This is a genomic window from Pseudomonas sp. H1_D04 (assembly GCF_054683855.1).
Genome location: NZ_CP162826.1, coordinates 2,283,215 through 2,299,299 on the forward strand (window position 1 = coordinate 2,283,215; position 16,085 = coordinate 2,299,299).

A 16,085-nucleotide genomic window follows, 5' to 3' on the forward strand; every position below is an offset into this window, starting at 1 on the left:
GGCCGCTCATCAAAGCGCGTCGAACGACAGCGAGTTCTTGATCAACGCCCAATGCGCCGCCTCGGCATCACCCAGCTTATCCGCCTTCACATAACTCAACGCGAGCATCTTGCGTGTGCCCGGTATCACCAGGGCCAACTGATACTGGAACACCTTGTCATTGCCCTTGTTGAACTGGCTGCGCAGCTCGATGCCTTCGACCTCTTGCGCGGCGCCCAGGCGCACATCGACACCCGGTTGGTAGCGCAAGTCCTGCACCTGTTTTTCCAGGCGCTGGAGTTGGTCGTTGAAGTTGCTGTGCAGGGTTTCGCCTTCGGCCAGCAGGCTGCGGCTGACGATCAGGGACGTGCCCAGTTCGGGGAACTTGAGGATGTTGATCGTCGCGTCCTGCAACTCACTGGCGGGCAGTTGAAACTGGAATTCGTTGATTCGGTACGTCATGGCAAACAGGTCTCGTCAGGAGCTTTTAGGTGCGGGGAACGCTGCCTTGATATTGGCGTCAATGGCGCCTTTCTGGCCTTGGCCATCGGGCGTGGCGCCGGGGCCGCCGCCGTTGTTCAGGTGCAGCACGCCGCCGGTGTTGAACTCGGCATCGCCGCTGGCGTGGAAGCTGATATTGACGCCGCTCAGGTTGATCTGCCCGCTGGCGTTCAACTCCAGAATGCTTTTACCGCAGACCAGGCGTAGGTTTTCGCCCACTTCAATCACGTAGCTCTGGCTGATACTGTCGGTTTTCCTCTTGCCCACAGAAAGGATGTCTTCCTGCTTGACGATGCGCACACGGTTATTCCCAATCGTCACCGTCTCGTTGTGCCCGATGCTCTTGTTGCGGTCATGCCCTACCGAGTGACTTTCGTCCACTTCGACGACGATGTCCTGGTTACGCTCGGCATGGATGTACAACTGCTCCAACCCCTTCTTGTCCTCCATGCGGATTTCATTGAAGTTGGCCGGCGTGCCGCCCTTGCTCGAACGGCTTTTCATGCCGCTCTGGGTCGCGTTTTCCGGCAGATCGTAGGGTACGGTCTGCTCAGCGTTGTACACGCGGCCGGTGATGATCGGCCGGTCGGGGTCGCCTTCGAGGAAGCTGACAATCACTTCCTGGCCAATCCGTGGAATCTGCATCGAGCCCCAGTTCTTGCCAGCCCAGGACTGCGATACGCGAATCCAGCACGAGCTGTTTTCGTTGGATTGGTCGTGGCGGTCCCAGTAGAAGTGCACCTTTACGCGGCCGTACTGGTCGGTCCAGATCTCCTCGCCTTTGGGGCCCACAACCAAGGCGGTCTGCGGGCCTTTGACGATGGGGCGGTGGGTGTTGGCCAGCGGGCGGAAGCTTTGTTGGGCGTCGATGCAGGTCAGGCTGCTTTCGAACTGCGCCGAGCCTGAGCCGCCGCCGCTTTCCAGGCTTTCCTGGACGATGTAATAGCGACAGCCGACGATCAGGTATTCGCGGTTCTGGTCCTGGCGGCTGAAGCCGGTGAGGCTGAACAGGTGGCCAGAACCTAGCCCGCGCGCGTTGCCGGCGAACTCGATTTGCTCATGCAGGGTTTGCAGGGCTTCGATGCGGGTGCGCGCGTAGTGTTCGCCGTCGGCGCTTTGCACGTAGGTGCCGGGGTAGTCGTACAGCGGGTAGTCGCCGGCAGTGTGCGGGCGCGGCATGGCCGAGCGCACGTCGATGCTGGCGCTGGGGCGCTGGAAGTCGTAGTCGTTGAGCTCCAGGGAGCCCGGTTGCACTTCCTGCGCCAGGTGCCAGTTGTGCATGTGGTCGCGTTCGCGCTGCTGCTCGTCCTTGGGGTAATACGGGATAGACGCGTAGCCTGGCACCGTGGTGTGGGCGCCATAGGCATCGGCCAGCACCAGCACGTGACGGTCCTGTTCATGGCGGAAGAAGTAGTAGATGCCTTCCTGCTCCATCAAGCGGCTGACGAAATCGAAGCTGGTCTCGCGGTACTGCACGCAGTACTCCCACTCGCGGTACGGCCGGCTCAGGGCGTCTTCGAAGTCGGAAAAACCCAGGTCGCGGAACACCTGCTTGATGATCTGCGGGATGCTCAGGTTCTGGAAGATCCGGCAATCGGAGGTGCGGCTGAGCAGCCAGAACCACGGGCGCAGCGTCACCTGATAACTGGCGAACTGACCCTGATCGATGTTCTGGCTGCAACGCGCGACGATTCCGTGGAAGTGCCGCTCACCACCGTCCGCCAGTTGCACGCCGACGCTCATCGGCTTGCCCAGCAATTGGTTGAGGTCGATGTTGGCGTCCAGGGACGTCAGTTGCAGCTCATAGTTGAACAGGCGGCCCAGCTCTTCGCCGCCGCCCATTTCATTGAGCAGCAGCACATCCGGCCCGAGGGGGCTGGTGATCTTGGCCAGGCGTGAGGCTTGGTTGAATAGCATCGGGCGTCTCGAAAATGACTAAATAACTGAAGAAACTGAGTTCAAATGTGGGAGGGCACTTGCCCCCCGATAGCAGTGTGTCAGTTGAGGTATCAGGCGACTGATTCACCGCCATCGGGGGCAAGCCCCCTCCCACACTTAAACCGCATTCCAACAGTCGTTATTCGGCGTCGCTGAAGTCGTAGTGCAATTCATTATCCCGGCTGCTGATGCGCACACCCGCCAGCGCCTTGCCCTCAAGCATGCGCGTGAGGAACTCACGGCTCATGTCCGGCAGCAGGCTGTTGGTGAGGATGGTGTCGATCATGCGTCCGCCGCTTTCGGTTTCGGTGCAGCGCGAGACGATCAGGTCGACCACCGCGTCGTCGTAGTCGAAGGCGACCTTGTGGGTATTCTCCACGCGCTTCTTGATGCGGTTGAGTTGCAGGCGGGTGATCGCCTTGAGCATCTCGTCGCTCAGCGGGTAGTAGGGGATCGTCACCAGGCGGCCGAGCAAGGCAGGCGGGAAGATCTCCAGCAATGGCTGACGCAGGGCCTTGGCGATTTCTTCCGGCTCGGGGATGTTCGCCGGGTCTTTGCAGACGCGGGAAATCAGCTCGGTACCGGCGTTGGTGGTCAGCAGGATCAGGGTGTTCTTGAAGTCGATCACCCGGCCTTCGCCGTCTTCCATCACGCCTTTGTCGAACACCTGGAAGAAAATTTCATGCACGTCCGGGTGGGCTTTCTCCACCTCGTCCAGCAGCACCACGCTGTAGGGTTTACGCCGCACTGCTTCGGTCAGCACGCCGCCTTCGCCGTAGCCGATATAGCCCGGTGGCGCGCCCTTGAGGGTCGACACCGTGTGAGCTTCCTGGAACTCGCTCATGTTGATGGTGATCACGTTCTGCTCACCGCCGTACATGGCCTCGGCCAAGGCCAGGGCGGTTTCGGTCTTGCCCACGCCGGAGGTGCCGGCGAGCATGAACACGCCAATCGGCTTGCTCGGGTTATCGAGGCCGGCTCGGGAGGTCTGGATGCGCTTGGCGATCATCTGCAGGGCGTGGTCCTGGCCGATGATGCGTTTCTTCAGGTGCTGGTCGAGGTTAAGCACCGTCTCCAGTTCATTGCGAGCCATGCGGCCCACCGGGATACCGGTCCAATCAGCGACCACCGAGGCCACGGCCTGGTAATCCACGGTCGGTAGGATCAGCGGAGTTTCGCCTTGCAGCGCGGTCAGTCGCTGTTGCAGATCGACCAGTTTCGCGCGCAACTCATCGCTCTCGTTGTTACCCGCATCGCTGTCCACAACCCCGGCCTTTTCACGCAGGGTGGCACGGGTGGCGAGCAATTCATCCACCAGGGTTTTCTCTTCGGCCCAGCGGCTTTCCAGGGTCGCCAGGCGCTCACGCTCGGCGCTTAACAGGGTTTCGCTGTTGCTCTGGCGCGCACCAATGTCGATGCCGATGGCATGCTCGCGGGCGATGATTTGCAGCTCGGTTTCCAGGGCTTCGATGCGGCGGCGGCTGTCGTCCACTTCGGCCGGTACGGCGTGCAGGCTGATGGCGACGCGGGCGCAGGCGGTGTCCAGCAGGCTTACGGATTTATCGGGCAACTGGCGCGCCGGGATATAGCGGTGAGACAGCTTTACCGAGGCTTCAAGGGCTTCGTCGAGGATCTGCACCTGGTGGTGTTTCTCCATGGTCGATGCCACGCCGCGCATCATCAGCAGAGCTTTGTCTTCCGACGGTTCAGCAACTTGCACGACCTGGAAGCGGCGGGTCAGCGCTGGGTCTTTCTCGATGTGCTTCTTGTACTCGGCCCAAGTGGTGGCGGCCACGGTACGCAAGGTGCCACGGGCGAGGGCAGGCTTGAGCAGGTTGGCTGCATCACCCGTCCCGGCGGCGCCACCGGCACCTACCAGGGTATGGGCTTCGTCGATAAACAGAATGATCGGCTTGGGCGAGGCTTGGACGTCTTCGATGACCTGGCGCAGGCGCTGTTCAAACTCGCCTTTCATGCTGGCGCCGGCTTGCAGCAGGCCTACATCGAGGCTGCGCAGTTCCACGTCTTTCAGTGCAGGCGGCACGTCACCGGCGACGATGCGAAGGGCGAAACCTTCGACCACGGCCGTCTTGCCGACGCCGGCTTCACCGGTGAGGATCGGGTTGTTCTGGCGGCGGCGCATGAGGATGTCCACCAGTTGGCGGATCTCTTCGTCACGGCCGACGATAGGGTCGAGCTTGCCGCTGCGAGCCTGTTCGGTCAGGTCGACGGTGAAACGCTTGAGGGCTTCCTGTTTGCCCATCGCACTCGGTGCCATGGCGCCGCTGGCCTCGCCTGGAACACCGGCGTTAAAGCCGTCGCTGGCGCTCAAGGCGTTTTCCGGCGAGTCGCCGACGTATTCGTCAAAGCGTTCGCTCAGGGCTTCGGCCTTGATCTTGTCGAACTCAGACGACAGGCCGAGCAACGCATGGCGCAGGCTTGGGGTCTTGAGGATGCCCAGCACCAGGTAACCGGTGCGCACCTGGCTTTCGCCGAACATCAGGCTGCCGTATACCCAGCCGCGCTCCACGGCTTCTTCCACATGGGACGACAGGTCGGTGATCGACGTCGAGCCACGCGGCAGGCGGTCCAGGGCTTCGGTGAGGTCACGGGCCAGGCGCGCCGGCTCGACGTTGAACTGGCGGATGATGCGGTGCAGGTCCGAGTCCTGCAGTTGCAGCAACTGGTGAAACCAGTGGGCCAGTTCCACATACGGATTGCCCCGCAACTTGCAGAACACGGTGGCGGCTTCGATGGCCTTGTAGGCCACGCTGTTGAGTTTGCCGAACAGTGCGGCGCGACTGATTTCACCCATGCTCTGGATTCCTTGAGGTGGTGGCTTGATCGGCGTAATGCCGGGCCAGGATTAGGTCGTTGGCGTCATGCTCGGGATTGCCGAGCCAGGTGTTAAAGCCCAGGCGGAACTGGCCATTGAGTTGCAGCGCCGGTACTTCGGGTTGTTGCAAAACCAGGTTCAAGTCCCAGTCCAATTCATGGCCCAGGTACTCGGCCACCCACGCCACCAGCTCGTTGAACGGCTGACTGCCGGGCAGCATGCCCATGTAGTCGTCCAGCTTGAGCGGGCCCAGGCGGATACGGAATTTGTGCTGGCGGTCCCACACATGGCTGCCCAGGCAAAAGTCCACACCCAGCCGGTTGGCGCTGACACTCACACGGCTGCGCTCTGGCAGTTCCAGCCATTGGCCGACGTATTCTTCAATCTCCACCGGCAGGCCGAAATACTCGCCGAGGATTGCCTTCAAACCGTCTGGGTAACGGGTTTGCGCTGATAAGTGACCGCTGTAATGCAGCTTCGCCGTGTCGGGAATCAGCCCTTGGTTGAGCAGACTCGGCATGCCTCGACCACTTAAGGCGGCGAGGCGTGCAGACCAGTAGTCATCATCCGGTCGGTCATGGCTGACCGTCGGCCGCGCCTCGGCCCAAGCCCGATAAAACAGGCTTAGCAGGCGGTGGTGGAAGACGTCCAGGAACTGCTTGCTGGTGCTGTCAGCATTGTTGCGCTGGCGCTCGCGTACGTACTCGGTGATGTGCAGCGGCAACGGGCCGTTCGGGCCGCCGAGGCCAAAGAAGAACTGCTCCAGGCGTGCGGGTTTGCCATCGCCGCCGGGGTCGACCGACGCCAGGGTGGCCGGGGCGAACGTGCAATCGGCCTGTTGCCCCAAGCGTAGCGGGTCGTCTGCCAGGCGCAGGGAATGGCCCAGGCGCGGCAGGTCCGGCGATTCGCACTCGATACGCCGCAGCGCCTGGAAGAAATCGTATTCCCAGGGCTCCTGATGCATCGCATCCAAAGTACTCACAGGGTCGGACGACGCCCGGGCTTGGCTTTCCATCGCATGATCTCGCCGCGTTCGGTGGTACGGATCACCGTCTCGGTAAAACTGTTGATCGACACGTAGCGTGCCAGGAAGCGTTCCAGCACCGCACCGAGCAGGAACACGCCGGTACCGCGAAACGCGTTTTCATCGAACTCCAATGTGATCTCAAGACCGCGGCCAAATACGATCGGTCCGGGCATCGGCAGGCGCCGGGTGACGGCCTTGCTGCTGACGTCGCGCAGACCTTCGATCTGCAATTGCAGGGCGGCGTCATTGCTGTCGCCATACAGGCGCAGTAATTCGCGCAAGGCACCCGCGCCCTGGCCTTGTTCGCTCAGGGACAAATAGTTGAGCGACAACTGGCTGATCAGGCGCCAGGCCTTGGCGTCATGGGCATGGCTGGCGCGCGGGCGGCTTGGGCCGGCGACGCAACGCACGGATAAAACCGGCGCGCTGTCGGAGAGGGTGAAGTCGGTCTTGCCATTGCCCACGCTCATGAACAACGGCAAGTCGCGATTCGTGCACAGCGCCGTCACGCCCAGTTGGCGCAGGTCGTGGCCGTAGGGCGCCTGGCGGCTGTCCACCAGGCTGACGAAGGTTTCGCTGCCCACGTAGGTAGAGCGTGGGCCATTGCGGCGTTGGTCGCTGGATAGCACGCGCGGCTCGCGACGCACCGTGTAGTACGCCTGGTCGCGGCCATAACGGGATGGATCGCGTACCGCATAGAACGGCAAGAATGGCTGCTCTGGCCCCGTACCGTGGCCGGTGATGCCGCTCAGCGAGTGAATCTCGAAATCCATCGGCCGTGTGCGGTCGGCGATCACGTGGTGCTCGTTGACCCGGTCGGACAAGTGGATGCGGTCCACGCGCTTCGGGAACAGGTTGATCGCCGGGGTGCAGAACGGCAGGAATTGCGCCGCGCCGACGCTGCCTTCCAGGCTCGGTTCGTGACGGTCGAACAGCACGATCAGCTCCAGCTCCTGGCCGTCGCAACGTTTGACCGCGCGGCTCAGTTCGGCGAATTCGACGAACAGGAAACGGTGGGGCAGGGCGAAGTATTCCTGCAACAACCGATAGCCCTGGAATGCGCGCGCAACGACCGGCATAGCCGCGTCGGCATCGTCGAAACCCCGGGAGCGCAGTGCGTCCTGGGGCAACCGCTCAACCCAATCGCCACCCGGCTTGCGCGCAAACACCGCGCAGGCGTTGCCCAGCAGTTGTTCGTAAAGGCGGAACGGCTGCTCGTCGGCGCCGCTGAGGTACAGCGGCAGGTTGTCCAGGTCGAGGCTGTTGAACGGCAATTCGGCGCCGGTGCGCAGGGTCAGGCGCAGGCCGGCCTTGGCTTTCGGCTCACTGGCGGCCAGGCGACCGAGTACTGCGGCGGGGTTGCCGAAGTACTCGGCATTGCTGACCTGTAACGGCCACAACGTCACCGGGTGTGCGGTGCGGTACTCGCAGCAGGTCTGGGTTTCGCGGCCCAGGGCGGCACGCAACACGGTATCGCGCGGCAGCGGGAAGCCGCTGGCCAGGGAGCCTTCGTCGGGGTCGGTCTGCAATTGCACCACGGTCATCGACGGGGTCGGCGCCAGGTAGTGCGGGTAAGCGATTTCCAGCAGGTTGTGGGTGAAGGTCGGGTACTCGGCGTCGAGTTTGAGCTGTACGCGGGCGGTGAGGTAAGCGAAGCCCTCAAGCAAACGTTCGACATACGGGTCGGCGCAGTCCATGCCAGACAACGTCAGCCGACTGGCGATCTTCGGGTATTCCTTGGCGAACTCGGCGGCGCTCTCGCGCACGTGATGCAGTTCTTGGTTGTACAGCTCCAGCAGACGCGGATTCATGGACGTCTCCGCTGGTCGGCATTGACCACGCGCACGTGGCCCGATTCAAGGTCGAGGTCGGTTTGCAGCAAAAGGCGCAACGGCACCGGCTGCGCCCACAGGTCGCCTTCGATCTCGAAACTCAGGGCGTTGTGATTCATCTCGCCATGGCCAACGCGGGCCTTCACCCGCAGGGTATGGCGAAGGATGCGCGGTTCAAAGGTGGCAATCGCCTGGTAGATCAGGGCTTCCAGAGCCTTGATATCGACACTGGAAACGCTGTTGCCCGCCAATGCAGGTAGGCCGTAATTGACCACCGAGGTACCGGCCGGGGTGTGCAGCGTGGCGTCGGCATCGAGCAACGACGTGGTATTGAGCAACCACGCCAGGTCGCGAAGCACCGAGGCTTTCAATTGGGTCAGGGACAGCACGCGTTTGTCGGCGCTTTCCTTGGGGTTGGTTGGGTCGTCGTCAGTCAGCCGGTCCAGCAAGGACGGTTGCAGACGGTCGCGGGAAGCGATTTCAGTTACCACCAAAGCAGCTCCACGGACGGGTTGTGAGAGGGACGGGTGTTCTGAGGGGCAGGGCTAGTGACCGTGGCATGAGACCACGGCCACCAGGGCTATCAGCGCTTGGTGTTGGAACGGATGTTCCAGCCAAACTTGATTGCACCGCCGTCTTTGGTGCCGTCGGCTTTCTGCGGCTGGTAGTCAACCATCACTTGGGCGAAGTTCAGGGTGACGTTCTCGGTCAGGCGATCATCGGAGCCCGAACCGCCGGTGCTCAGGGACGTGACCAGCACTTCTTCCAGGTTGATCACCATGTACTCGACCTGGCTTTCACCACCGGCCTTGCGCACAGTCAGCTTGACCTTGTCGATGTGCTTGCCGCTGGCGCAGTGCATCATCAGGTTCGGCGAAGCTTTGTCGACGTACTTGGTCAGCGACAGGTCCTGGATATTCACCTTGCCTGCACCACCACCACCGCCCACGTGCATGTTGCCGGACTGGGCCATGCCCCAGCTCCAGTTCAGTACGTCGATTTCGTCCTTGTGGGCCTTGTCCATGGACTCGCCCTTGATGTCGCCGATCTTGATGAAAATATCAACAGCCATGTTTTCTCCCTGTGTGGCGCTTGCCACTGAATTTGAGTAACTCCAAATGCGCAGTGCCTTTGTGTGGGAGGGGGCTTGCCCCCGATGCAGGCACCTCGGTGTGTCAGTCACACCCCAGTGATGCTATCGGGGGCAAGCCCCCTCCCACAGAAGAGCCAGCTCATCCGTGGGTTAGGCGCTTTTCGCCGAAGGCAGTTTCGATACCAGGCGCAGCGACACGGTCAGCCCTTCGAGCTGGTAGTGCGGACGCAGGTAGAACTTGGAGTTGTAGTACCCCGGGTTGCCTTCGACGTCTTCCACGATCACTTCGGCGGCAGCCAGTGGGTGCTGGGCCTTGGTGGTTTCGGTGGAGTGCGCCGGGTCACCGTCGACGTAGTTGAGGATCCAGTCCTGCAACCAGCGCTGCATCTCGTCCTTCTCTTTGAAGGAACCGATTTTGTCGCGCACGATGCACTTCAAGTAATGCGCGAAACGGCAGGTGGCGAACAGGTACGGCAGGCGCGCGGCCAGGTTGGCGTTGGCGGTGGCGTCCGGGTCGTCGTATTCGGCCGGTTTCTGCAACGACTGGGCGCCGATGAACGCGGCGAAGTCGGTGTTTTTCTTGTGCAGCAGCGGCATGAAACCGTTCTTCGCAAGCTCCGCTTCACGGCGGTCGCTGATGGCGATTTCGGTCGGGCACTTCATGTCCACACCACCGTCATCGGTAGGGAACGTGTGGGCCGGCAGGTTTTCCACTTCACCACCGGACTCCACGCCACGGATGCGCGAGCACCAGCCGTAGTGTTTGAACGAACGGTTGATGTTCACCGCCATCGCGTATGCGGCGTTGGCCCAGGTGTACTTGGAGCTGTCGGCGCCGTCGGTATTTTCTTCGAAGGCGAAAGCTTCCACCGGGTCGGTCTTGGCGCCATAAGGCAGACGCGCCAGGAAGCGCGGCATGGTCAGGCCGATGTAGCGCGAATCTTCCGATTCACGCAGCGAGCGCCAGCCGGCGTATTCCGGGGTGGTGAAGATCTTGGTCAGGTCGCGCGGGTTCGACAGTTCCTGCCACGAGCCCATGCCCATCACGGTCGGCGAGGCCGCAGCGATGAACGGGGAGTGCATGGCCGCGCAGACTTTCGACAGCTCGCCCAGCAACTCGACGTCCGGAGGCGACTGATCGAAGTAGTAGTCGCCGACCAGGCAACCATACGGTTCGCCGCCGAACTGGCCGTATTCTTCTTCGTACATTTTCTTGAAGATCGGGCTCTGGTCCCACGCGGTGCCCTTGAATTTCTTCAGGGTCTTGTGCAGGTCCGGCTTGGAGATGTTGAGCACGCGGATCTTGAGCTGCTCATCGCTCTCGGTGTTGTTGACCAGGTAGTGCAAGCCACGCCAGGCGCTTTCCAGCTGCTGGAAGTCCTGATGGTGGATGATCTGATTGACCTGGGCGGTGAGCTTGGCGTCGATGGCGGCGATGATCGATTCGATCGACTTGATCGCGTCGTTGGACACCAGGTCTGTTTGCGCCAGAGCCTGTTCGGCCAATGTACGCACAGCGGTTTCCACGGCTTCGCGGGCACGCTCGGTCTTGGGTTTGAACTCTTGCAGCAGCAGGTTGGCGAACTCGCTGGCTTCTTCGGTGGCACCCAGGATCTGGCTGCCTTCGCGGGCGGTATTGTCAGTCATGATTATTGGTCCCCTGCAGGCTTAGGCGCGCTGGCAAGTGCCTGAAGCAGTGCCGGGTCCTTGATTGCCTTCATGATGATTTCTTCAGCGCCGGTCTTGCCGTCCATGTAGGTCAGCAGGTTGGCCAGCTGGGTGCGGGCTTCGAGCAACTGGTTCAGCGAGTCGACTTTGCGCGCCACGGCGGCCGGGCTGAAGTCGTCCATGCTTTCGAACGTGATATCCAGGCTCAGGTTGCCTTCGCCGGTCAATTCGTTCGGTACGTGGAACGCTACGCGCGGCTGCATGGCCTTGAGGCGCGAGTCGAAGTTGTCGACGTCCACTTCAAGGAACTTGCGATCAGCCACTGGCGCCAGAGGCTCGGCAGGTTTGCCGGCGAGGTCGGCCATCACACCCATCACGAAGGGCAGCTGGACCTTTTTCTCGGCGCCGTAGAGCTCGACGTCGTACTCGATCTGCACCCGAGGCGCGCGGTTGCGCGCGATGAATTTCTGAGAACTTTGCTTCGCCACGTTGCTGCTCCTGGTCGCTTGAGCGACGGTGTTGTTACTGCGCAGTCGGACGGCTTACTCGCCGTCCGGCCCACGCAGGTTTTCAAATTGGGACATGCCATCGGGAATCAGATTGCGCACGATCGCGGCAAAGTCGGCGTGCACCAGATTCTTCGCTCGGTTCAACAGCACCGGCAGCGGGCTCGAAGGCTCGTGACGGGTGTAGTACGCAAGGATCTTGTCCAGGCTGCGCAGTACATCATCGCGGCTGGCGATATCGCCGGCCGGGCGCGGTGCCGCAGGGCCAGCGGCGTACTCGACCGAGGGGGCATTGTCGTCACTGACGGCCTCGGGTTCGCTGCTGCCTTGGGTGTCTGGAACCGCTTGATTAAGCACTTGCAGCGCCTGCTTGAGCGGTTGCTTCAAGAGGGTCAGGTCCACGCCTTGGGCTGAACCGACCTGGTCGCTGACCTGCTGCTCGATGGCTTCGCAAGCCGCACGCGCGGCGCTCAAGGCGTCGCGGGTGGCTTGCAGGTGTTCGGGGTCGCTGTCGAGGAATGCGGCGTTCAGTTGCTGGGCGCCGAGCTGTTCGTCGGGGAAATTCATCAGGCCGCTGGCATTCAGCGCGGCGCGCAGGCTCACGGGGCCGAAGGTGCGCGAGCGCGTGAGGATGCTTTCGCGCAGCAGGCGAATGGTCGCGTCACTGGTCAGGCCAGACAGGGCGTTGATGCGCACGGTCGGGTCGTTGTCGTCGTCGGCATCCAGGCGCGGGTGCAGGTCGGACCAGTATTCGCGCAACAGGGCGTCGATGAGTTTCAGGACGTCGGCCAGCCCGGCCACACCCTGGAGGGCGAGGGAACTTTGCAGGAGGAAATGGGTGATGCGCAGGTCTTTGCTGCGCTGCAGCAGGTCGAGGCTCTGCTGCTGGATGCTGCGCCAGTCCGGCGGCTCGGCGGGCAAGATGGAATCACCCATGCTGCGCTCAGGCTGGCCCTTGGCATCACGCTCCAGTTGGAGAAATTGCGCGTCATATTCCATGTCTTCGCCACAAGGCGAAGTCGCGGAAACGGCGGTGAGCAGCAACGGCACATCCACTGAAATTGATCTCCCTATCAGCCCGTTATATGGCGGGCAATTCATGCATTAGTTGCGCGAGGAACTTTGCATGTTTTCTTGGTCATATAAGCACGATGCTACTAATGTGCCATCATTGGTGTTCAAGAAGTTGTGCATTTTTGGTGTAGTAGTTAGGGCTTGTCAAGGTAAGCTATTCGCCCTCTGTGACAGATGTGCGGTGCTTAACAACCTGCGCGACTGGTGGGTCGAACGGCGCACCGGGACAGGATTTTTGTCATAGAGCCCAGTTAAGATCAGCGATCATGCTGGCATCGGCCGGTTGTAGACGGTCGGAGGCACGATCTGATGGGGAACTCGCGGGATTCTCTGTCCCGTGAATCGCTCGCGCGCGAAGTATCAGCAAGGAGGCAAGATGTCGCTGTGTTTGACTATCACTAGTTATCACAAGATTACCCCAGGGCAGTGCGCCGAAAAGTCCATGAACCAGGGCTCGATGGCGATCGGCCGCAGTTCGGATAATGACTGGGTATTGCCTGATCCTGAGCGGCTGGTGTCTTCACAACATTGCGTAATTCAATACAAAGATGGCCGTTATTATTTAACCGATAACAGCACAAACGGTGTGGAGTTGGTTAACGCCGGTGTTCGCATGCGCCGGGGTAATAGCGAGCTGCTGCAAAATGGCGAGCTGATCCGCATCGGCGATTACGAGATTCAAGCGCGTATCGACTTCAACGTTCAGGTCGCCGATAGCCAGCCGTTTGCCGGTGAATCGCCGAACAGCTTTGAAGCACTGATGGGGGCCGTGGTGAACGCTCCGCTGGCGACCCCAGTAATTGCGCCGCAGTTTCAGGGCGCCTCGTCGATGGACACCTTGCCGGACCTGTTCGACTTCCTCAGCCCCACCGCCGTGCCGCCGCCGACCGTGCCGGACCACGTGCCCTGCGAACAACACGACTTCCGTCCGCCGACACCTGTGGCTGTACCGGTGGTCGAAGCGCCCCCAGTGTCGGGCTCGGTGATTCCTGAAGACTGGGACTTGTTCGGCGACGCGCCAGCGCCGTTGGTCAGCGCGCCGCCACCCCCACCTCCAAGCGCGCCGATCATCCCGCCGCCACCCGTGGTCGAGCCTATGCTCCCCGTGGCCGACAGCCAACAACCCGACCTCTTGCAAGCCTTCCTGCGCGGCGCTGGCCTCGACCAGTTGCGTCTGGACAAAGCCCAAGCAGAAGCCCAGATGGAAAGCATCGGCCGCAGCTACCGGCTGATGGTCGAAGGCTTGATCGACGTGTTGCGCGCACGCGCCAGCCTCAAGGGCGAATTCCGCATGCAGCAGACGATGATCCAGCCTGCTGAAAACAATCCGTTGAAATTTGCCCCGAATGCCGAGGAAGCGTTACTGCTTTTGCTTCGTCATGGAAACCAAGCGTTTATGGCGCCGGACCTTGCCGTGCGGGACAGTTTCGACGACTTGCGTGCCCATCAGTTGGCCGTGATGGCCGGGGTGGAAGCCGCAATCAAACACCTGCTCACGCGCTTCGAACCGGGCCAGCTGGAGGAACGCATGGGCAAGCCCGGCGGGCTATCGAGCATTTTCAACGGCTCGCGCCAGGCCCAGTACTGGCAGCAGTTCACCGAGCTCTACAGCAATATTTCCCGCGAGGCCCAGGAAGACTTCCAGGACCTGTTCGGCCGCGAATTCAGCCGAGCCTACGAAGAACACAGCGCACGACAGCGTCGCTAATCGCCGCGCCGCAGCAATGGATCAACGGATAGCTAAGTACGTCATTGAGGACGCAGGATGATTCCCAGGTTTTTACTCGCAGTCGCCACCGCGCTGCTGCTGACGGCGTGTGCCAATGACGCCGTCAAACCCGAAGCGGCGGCCGAGGAGCAAGCGGATACCGCTGCGGTCGAGTTGCACTTCCACGCGATTTCCGGGCTTAACCCCGGCCCCAACGGCCAGGCCGCGCCGGTTAGGGTGCGCATTTTCGAGCTGAAAAACGCCGCCACCTTCGGCCGCTCCGACTACTTCGCCCTGGCGGACCGCGCCCAATCCACCCTCGGCCTGGACCTGCTGGACCAAGACGAAGTGATGGTCCAGCCCGGCCAACAACTGAGTATCCAGCGCGATCTCGACCCGTCCACGCGCCAGATCGGCTTGCTGGTGGGTTACCGCGAGTTGGACCGCGCGCAATGGCGCACGGTGATCAACGTGCCGGCGCGCCAGTACACCGAATACCAGATCAGCCTCGATGTGCGTGCCGTGCGCGCCGACGTCGTGGTTTCCCCATCCAGCCCTGCCCAATAACAAGCAATCGGAGCCCCCATGTCCTGGAACAATCGCGTGGTCTGGTCGGAAGGCATGTTCATCGGAACGCAGCACTTTCAGCAGCATGACCGTTACCTGGAAAACCTGATCGACGCCCGCAGCCGCCCGTTGGCCGCTGGTGCCTGGGGCTTTTCCGAGTTGCTGATCGACCAGGGCCTGCTGGCCCAGGGCAAGCTGGCCATCGTCTCGGCGCGTGGCCTTTTGCCCGACGGCACGCCATTCAATATCCCCCAGGACGACCTGGCACCAAGCCCGCTGAACATCGACGACAACCTGCGCGATGGCCTGGTCTACCTGGCCTTGCCGCTCAAACGCGCGGGTGCGCGGGACACGGTTGACGAAGGTGAAGCGCTGGAAGCCGCACGTTACGTGAGCCAGGTGCGCGAAGTGCGCGACGACAACGCCCCGTTTGAAAACCGCGCGCCTGTGGCCGTGGGTTCCCGTGCCCTGCGCCTGCTCACTGCCCAGGATGGCATCAGCGATTACGCCGCCATCGGCCTGGTGCGTATCAAGGAAAAACGTGCAGACCGCGCCCTGGTGCTCGACGACACCTACATCCCTCCGGTACTGGACGTGGCCGCGAGCAAGCCGCTGACCGCGTTTCGCAGCGAACTGCTGGGCCTGTTGCACCAGCGCGGCGAAGCCCTGGCCGGCCGCGTGGTCGCCTCGGGCGCCGGTGGTGCGTCGGAGATTGCTGACTTCATGCTGCTGCAATTGGTCAACCGCGCCCAGCCGCTTATCCAGCATTTCAGCCAGTTGAGCCCACTGCATCCGGAGCGCTTCTTCAGCGAACTGGTGAGCCTCGCCGGTGAGTTCTCGACCTTTTCCACCTCGGGTCGTCGTCCCCAGGAATACCCGCAGTACCAGCACGATGACTTGGCCCTGAGCTACGCCCCGGTGATGGCGGCTCTGCGTGAAGCGCTGTCGATGTTGATCGATAGCAAAGCCACACCGATCCCGATTGTCGAGAAAGCCTACGGCATCCACGTGGCGATGCTCGCCGACAAAACCCTGCTCGACAACGCCAGTTTCATCCTGGTGGTGCGTGCCGATGTGCCTGGCGAAACCCTGCGCGGCCGCTTCGGCCAGCAGAGCAAGGTCGGCGCGGTGGAGCACATCCGCGACATGGTCAACCTGCAACTGCCGGGCATTGGCCTGGTGCCGTTGCCGGTGGCGCCGCGCCAACTGCCGTACCACGCGGGCAGCACTTATTACGAGCTGGACCGGGGCAGTGAGCATTGGCAGCAACTAAGCAACTCCGGCGGCTTTGCCTTCCATATCGCCGGGCAGTTCCCGGGCTTGAACTTGGCCTTCTGGGCGATCCGAGGATAATCC

The 16,085-nt window shown here is 61.9% G+C and carries 13 protein-coding genes; 3 read left to right on the top strand and 10 right to left on the bottom strand.

The features are described 5' to 3' along the window. Nucleotides 1-9: 9 nt before the first annotated feature. The 10 genes from AB4N82_RS10390 to tssA all read right to left on the bottom strand — a co-directional run bounded on the left by AB4N82_RS10390 (nt 10) and on the right by tssA (nt 12,436). Nucleotides 10-441: a DcrB-related protein gene (locus AB4N82_RS10390; protein WP_032884442.1), complete on the bottom strand. Its 432-nt coding sequence runs from the start codon at nt 439-441 to the stop codon at nt 10-12. A gap of 15 nt (nt 442-456) precedes the next feature. After that, complete coding sequence (locus AB4N82_RS10395; RefSeq protein ID WP_122681902.1) at nt 457-2,397, bottom strand: type VI secretion system Vgr family protein; 1,941 nt, start codon at nt 2,395-2,397, stop codon at nt 457-459. 160 nt (nt 2,398-2,557) lie between these two features. Next, nucleotides 2,558-5,233, bottom strand: coding sequence for a type VI secretion system ATPase TssH (tssH, locus tag AB4N82_RS10400; protein ID WP_032884440.1), 2,676 nt, complete (start codon nt 5,231-5,233; stop codon nt 2,558-2,560). Further along, a complete protein-coding gene (gene tssG, locus AB4N82_RS10405; RefSeq protein ID WP_032884439.1) occupies nt 5,226-6,269 on the bottom strand; it encodes a type VI secretion system baseplate subunit TssG in 1,044 nt (347 codons plus the stop codon). Before tssG ends, tssH begins: the two co-directional genes overlap by 8 nt. Continuing rightward, nucleotides 6,233-8,092 carry a type VI secretion system baseplate subunit TssF gene (gene tssF / locus AB4N82_RS10410; protein ID WP_095185221.1) on the bottom strand — a complete coding sequence of 620 codons (1,860 nt, stop codon included), beginning with the start codon at nt 8,090-8,092 and terminating at the stop codon, nt 6,233-6,235. Before tssF ends, tssG begins: the two co-directional genes overlap by 37 nt. After that, entirely contained in the window at nt 8,089-8,604 is a 516-nt protein-coding gene (tssE, locus tag AB4N82_RS10415) for a type VI secretion system baseplate subunit TssE (RefSeq protein WP_005792513.1), read from the bottom strand. Before tssE ends, tssF begins: the two co-directional genes overlap by 4 nt. A 92-nt stretch (nt 8,605-8,696) precedes the next feature. Continuing rightward, nucleotides 8,697-9,185 (bottom strand): Hcp family type VI secretion system effector, encoded by a 489-nt coding sequence (locus AB4N82_RS10420; protein WP_017735732.1) that lies wholly within the window; start codon nt 9,183-9,185, stop codon nt 8,697-8,699. A gap of 171 nt (nt 9,186-9,356) precedes the next feature. Continuing rightward, complete coding sequence (tssC, locus tag AB4N82_RS10425) at nt 9,357-10,853, bottom strand: type VI secretion system contractile sheath large subunit (protein WP_032884437.1); 1,497 nt, start codon at nt 10,851-10,853, stop codon at nt 9,357-9,359. 2 nt (nt 10,854-10,855) lie between these two features. Then, entirely contained in the window at nt 10,856-11,362 is a 507-nt protein-coding gene (gene tssB / locus AB4N82_RS10430) for a type VI secretion system contractile sheath small subunit (RefSeq protein ID WP_010207547.1), read from the bottom strand. Nucleotides 11,363-11,416: 54 nt separating this feature from the next. Continuing rightward, nucleotides 11,417-12,436 carry a type VI secretion system protein TssA gene (tssA, locus tag AB4N82_RS10435; RefSeq protein ID WP_122763979.1) on the bottom strand — a complete coding sequence of 340 codons (1,020 nt, stop codon included), beginning with the start codon at nt 12,434-12,436 and terminating at the stop codon, nt 11,417-11,419. A gap of 394 nt (nt 12,437-12,830) precedes the next feature. On the opposite strand from tssA, the gene tagH reads away from it, so the two are divergent. The 3 genes from tagH to tssK are packed head-to-tail and all read left to right on the top strand — an operon-like array spanning nt 12,831 to nt 16,082. Next, on the top strand, nt 12,831-14,162 hold the full coding sequence (gene tagH / locus AB4N82_RS10440; RefSeq protein ID WP_122763978.1) for a type VI secretion system-associated FHA domain protein TagH: 1,332 nt from the start codon (nt 12,831-12,833) through the stop codon (nt 14,160-14,162). A 57-nt stretch (nt 14,163-14,219) separates the two neighbouring features. Continuing rightward, nucleotides 14,220-14,729, top strand: coding sequence for a type VI secretion system lipoprotein TssJ (gene tssJ / locus AB4N82_RS10445; protein ID WP_122681905.1), 510 nt, complete (start codon nt 14,220-14,222; stop codon nt 14,727-14,729). Between the two features lie 18 nt (nt 14,730-14,747). Then, nucleotides 14,748-16,082, top strand: a complete 1,335-nt coding sequence (tssK, locus tag AB4N82_RS10450; RefSeq protein ID WP_095185217.1) for a type VI secretion system baseplate subunit TssK — start codon at nt 14,748-14,750, stop codon at nt 16,080-16,082. The last annotated feature ends 3 nt before the right edge of the window (nt 16,083-16,085 follow it).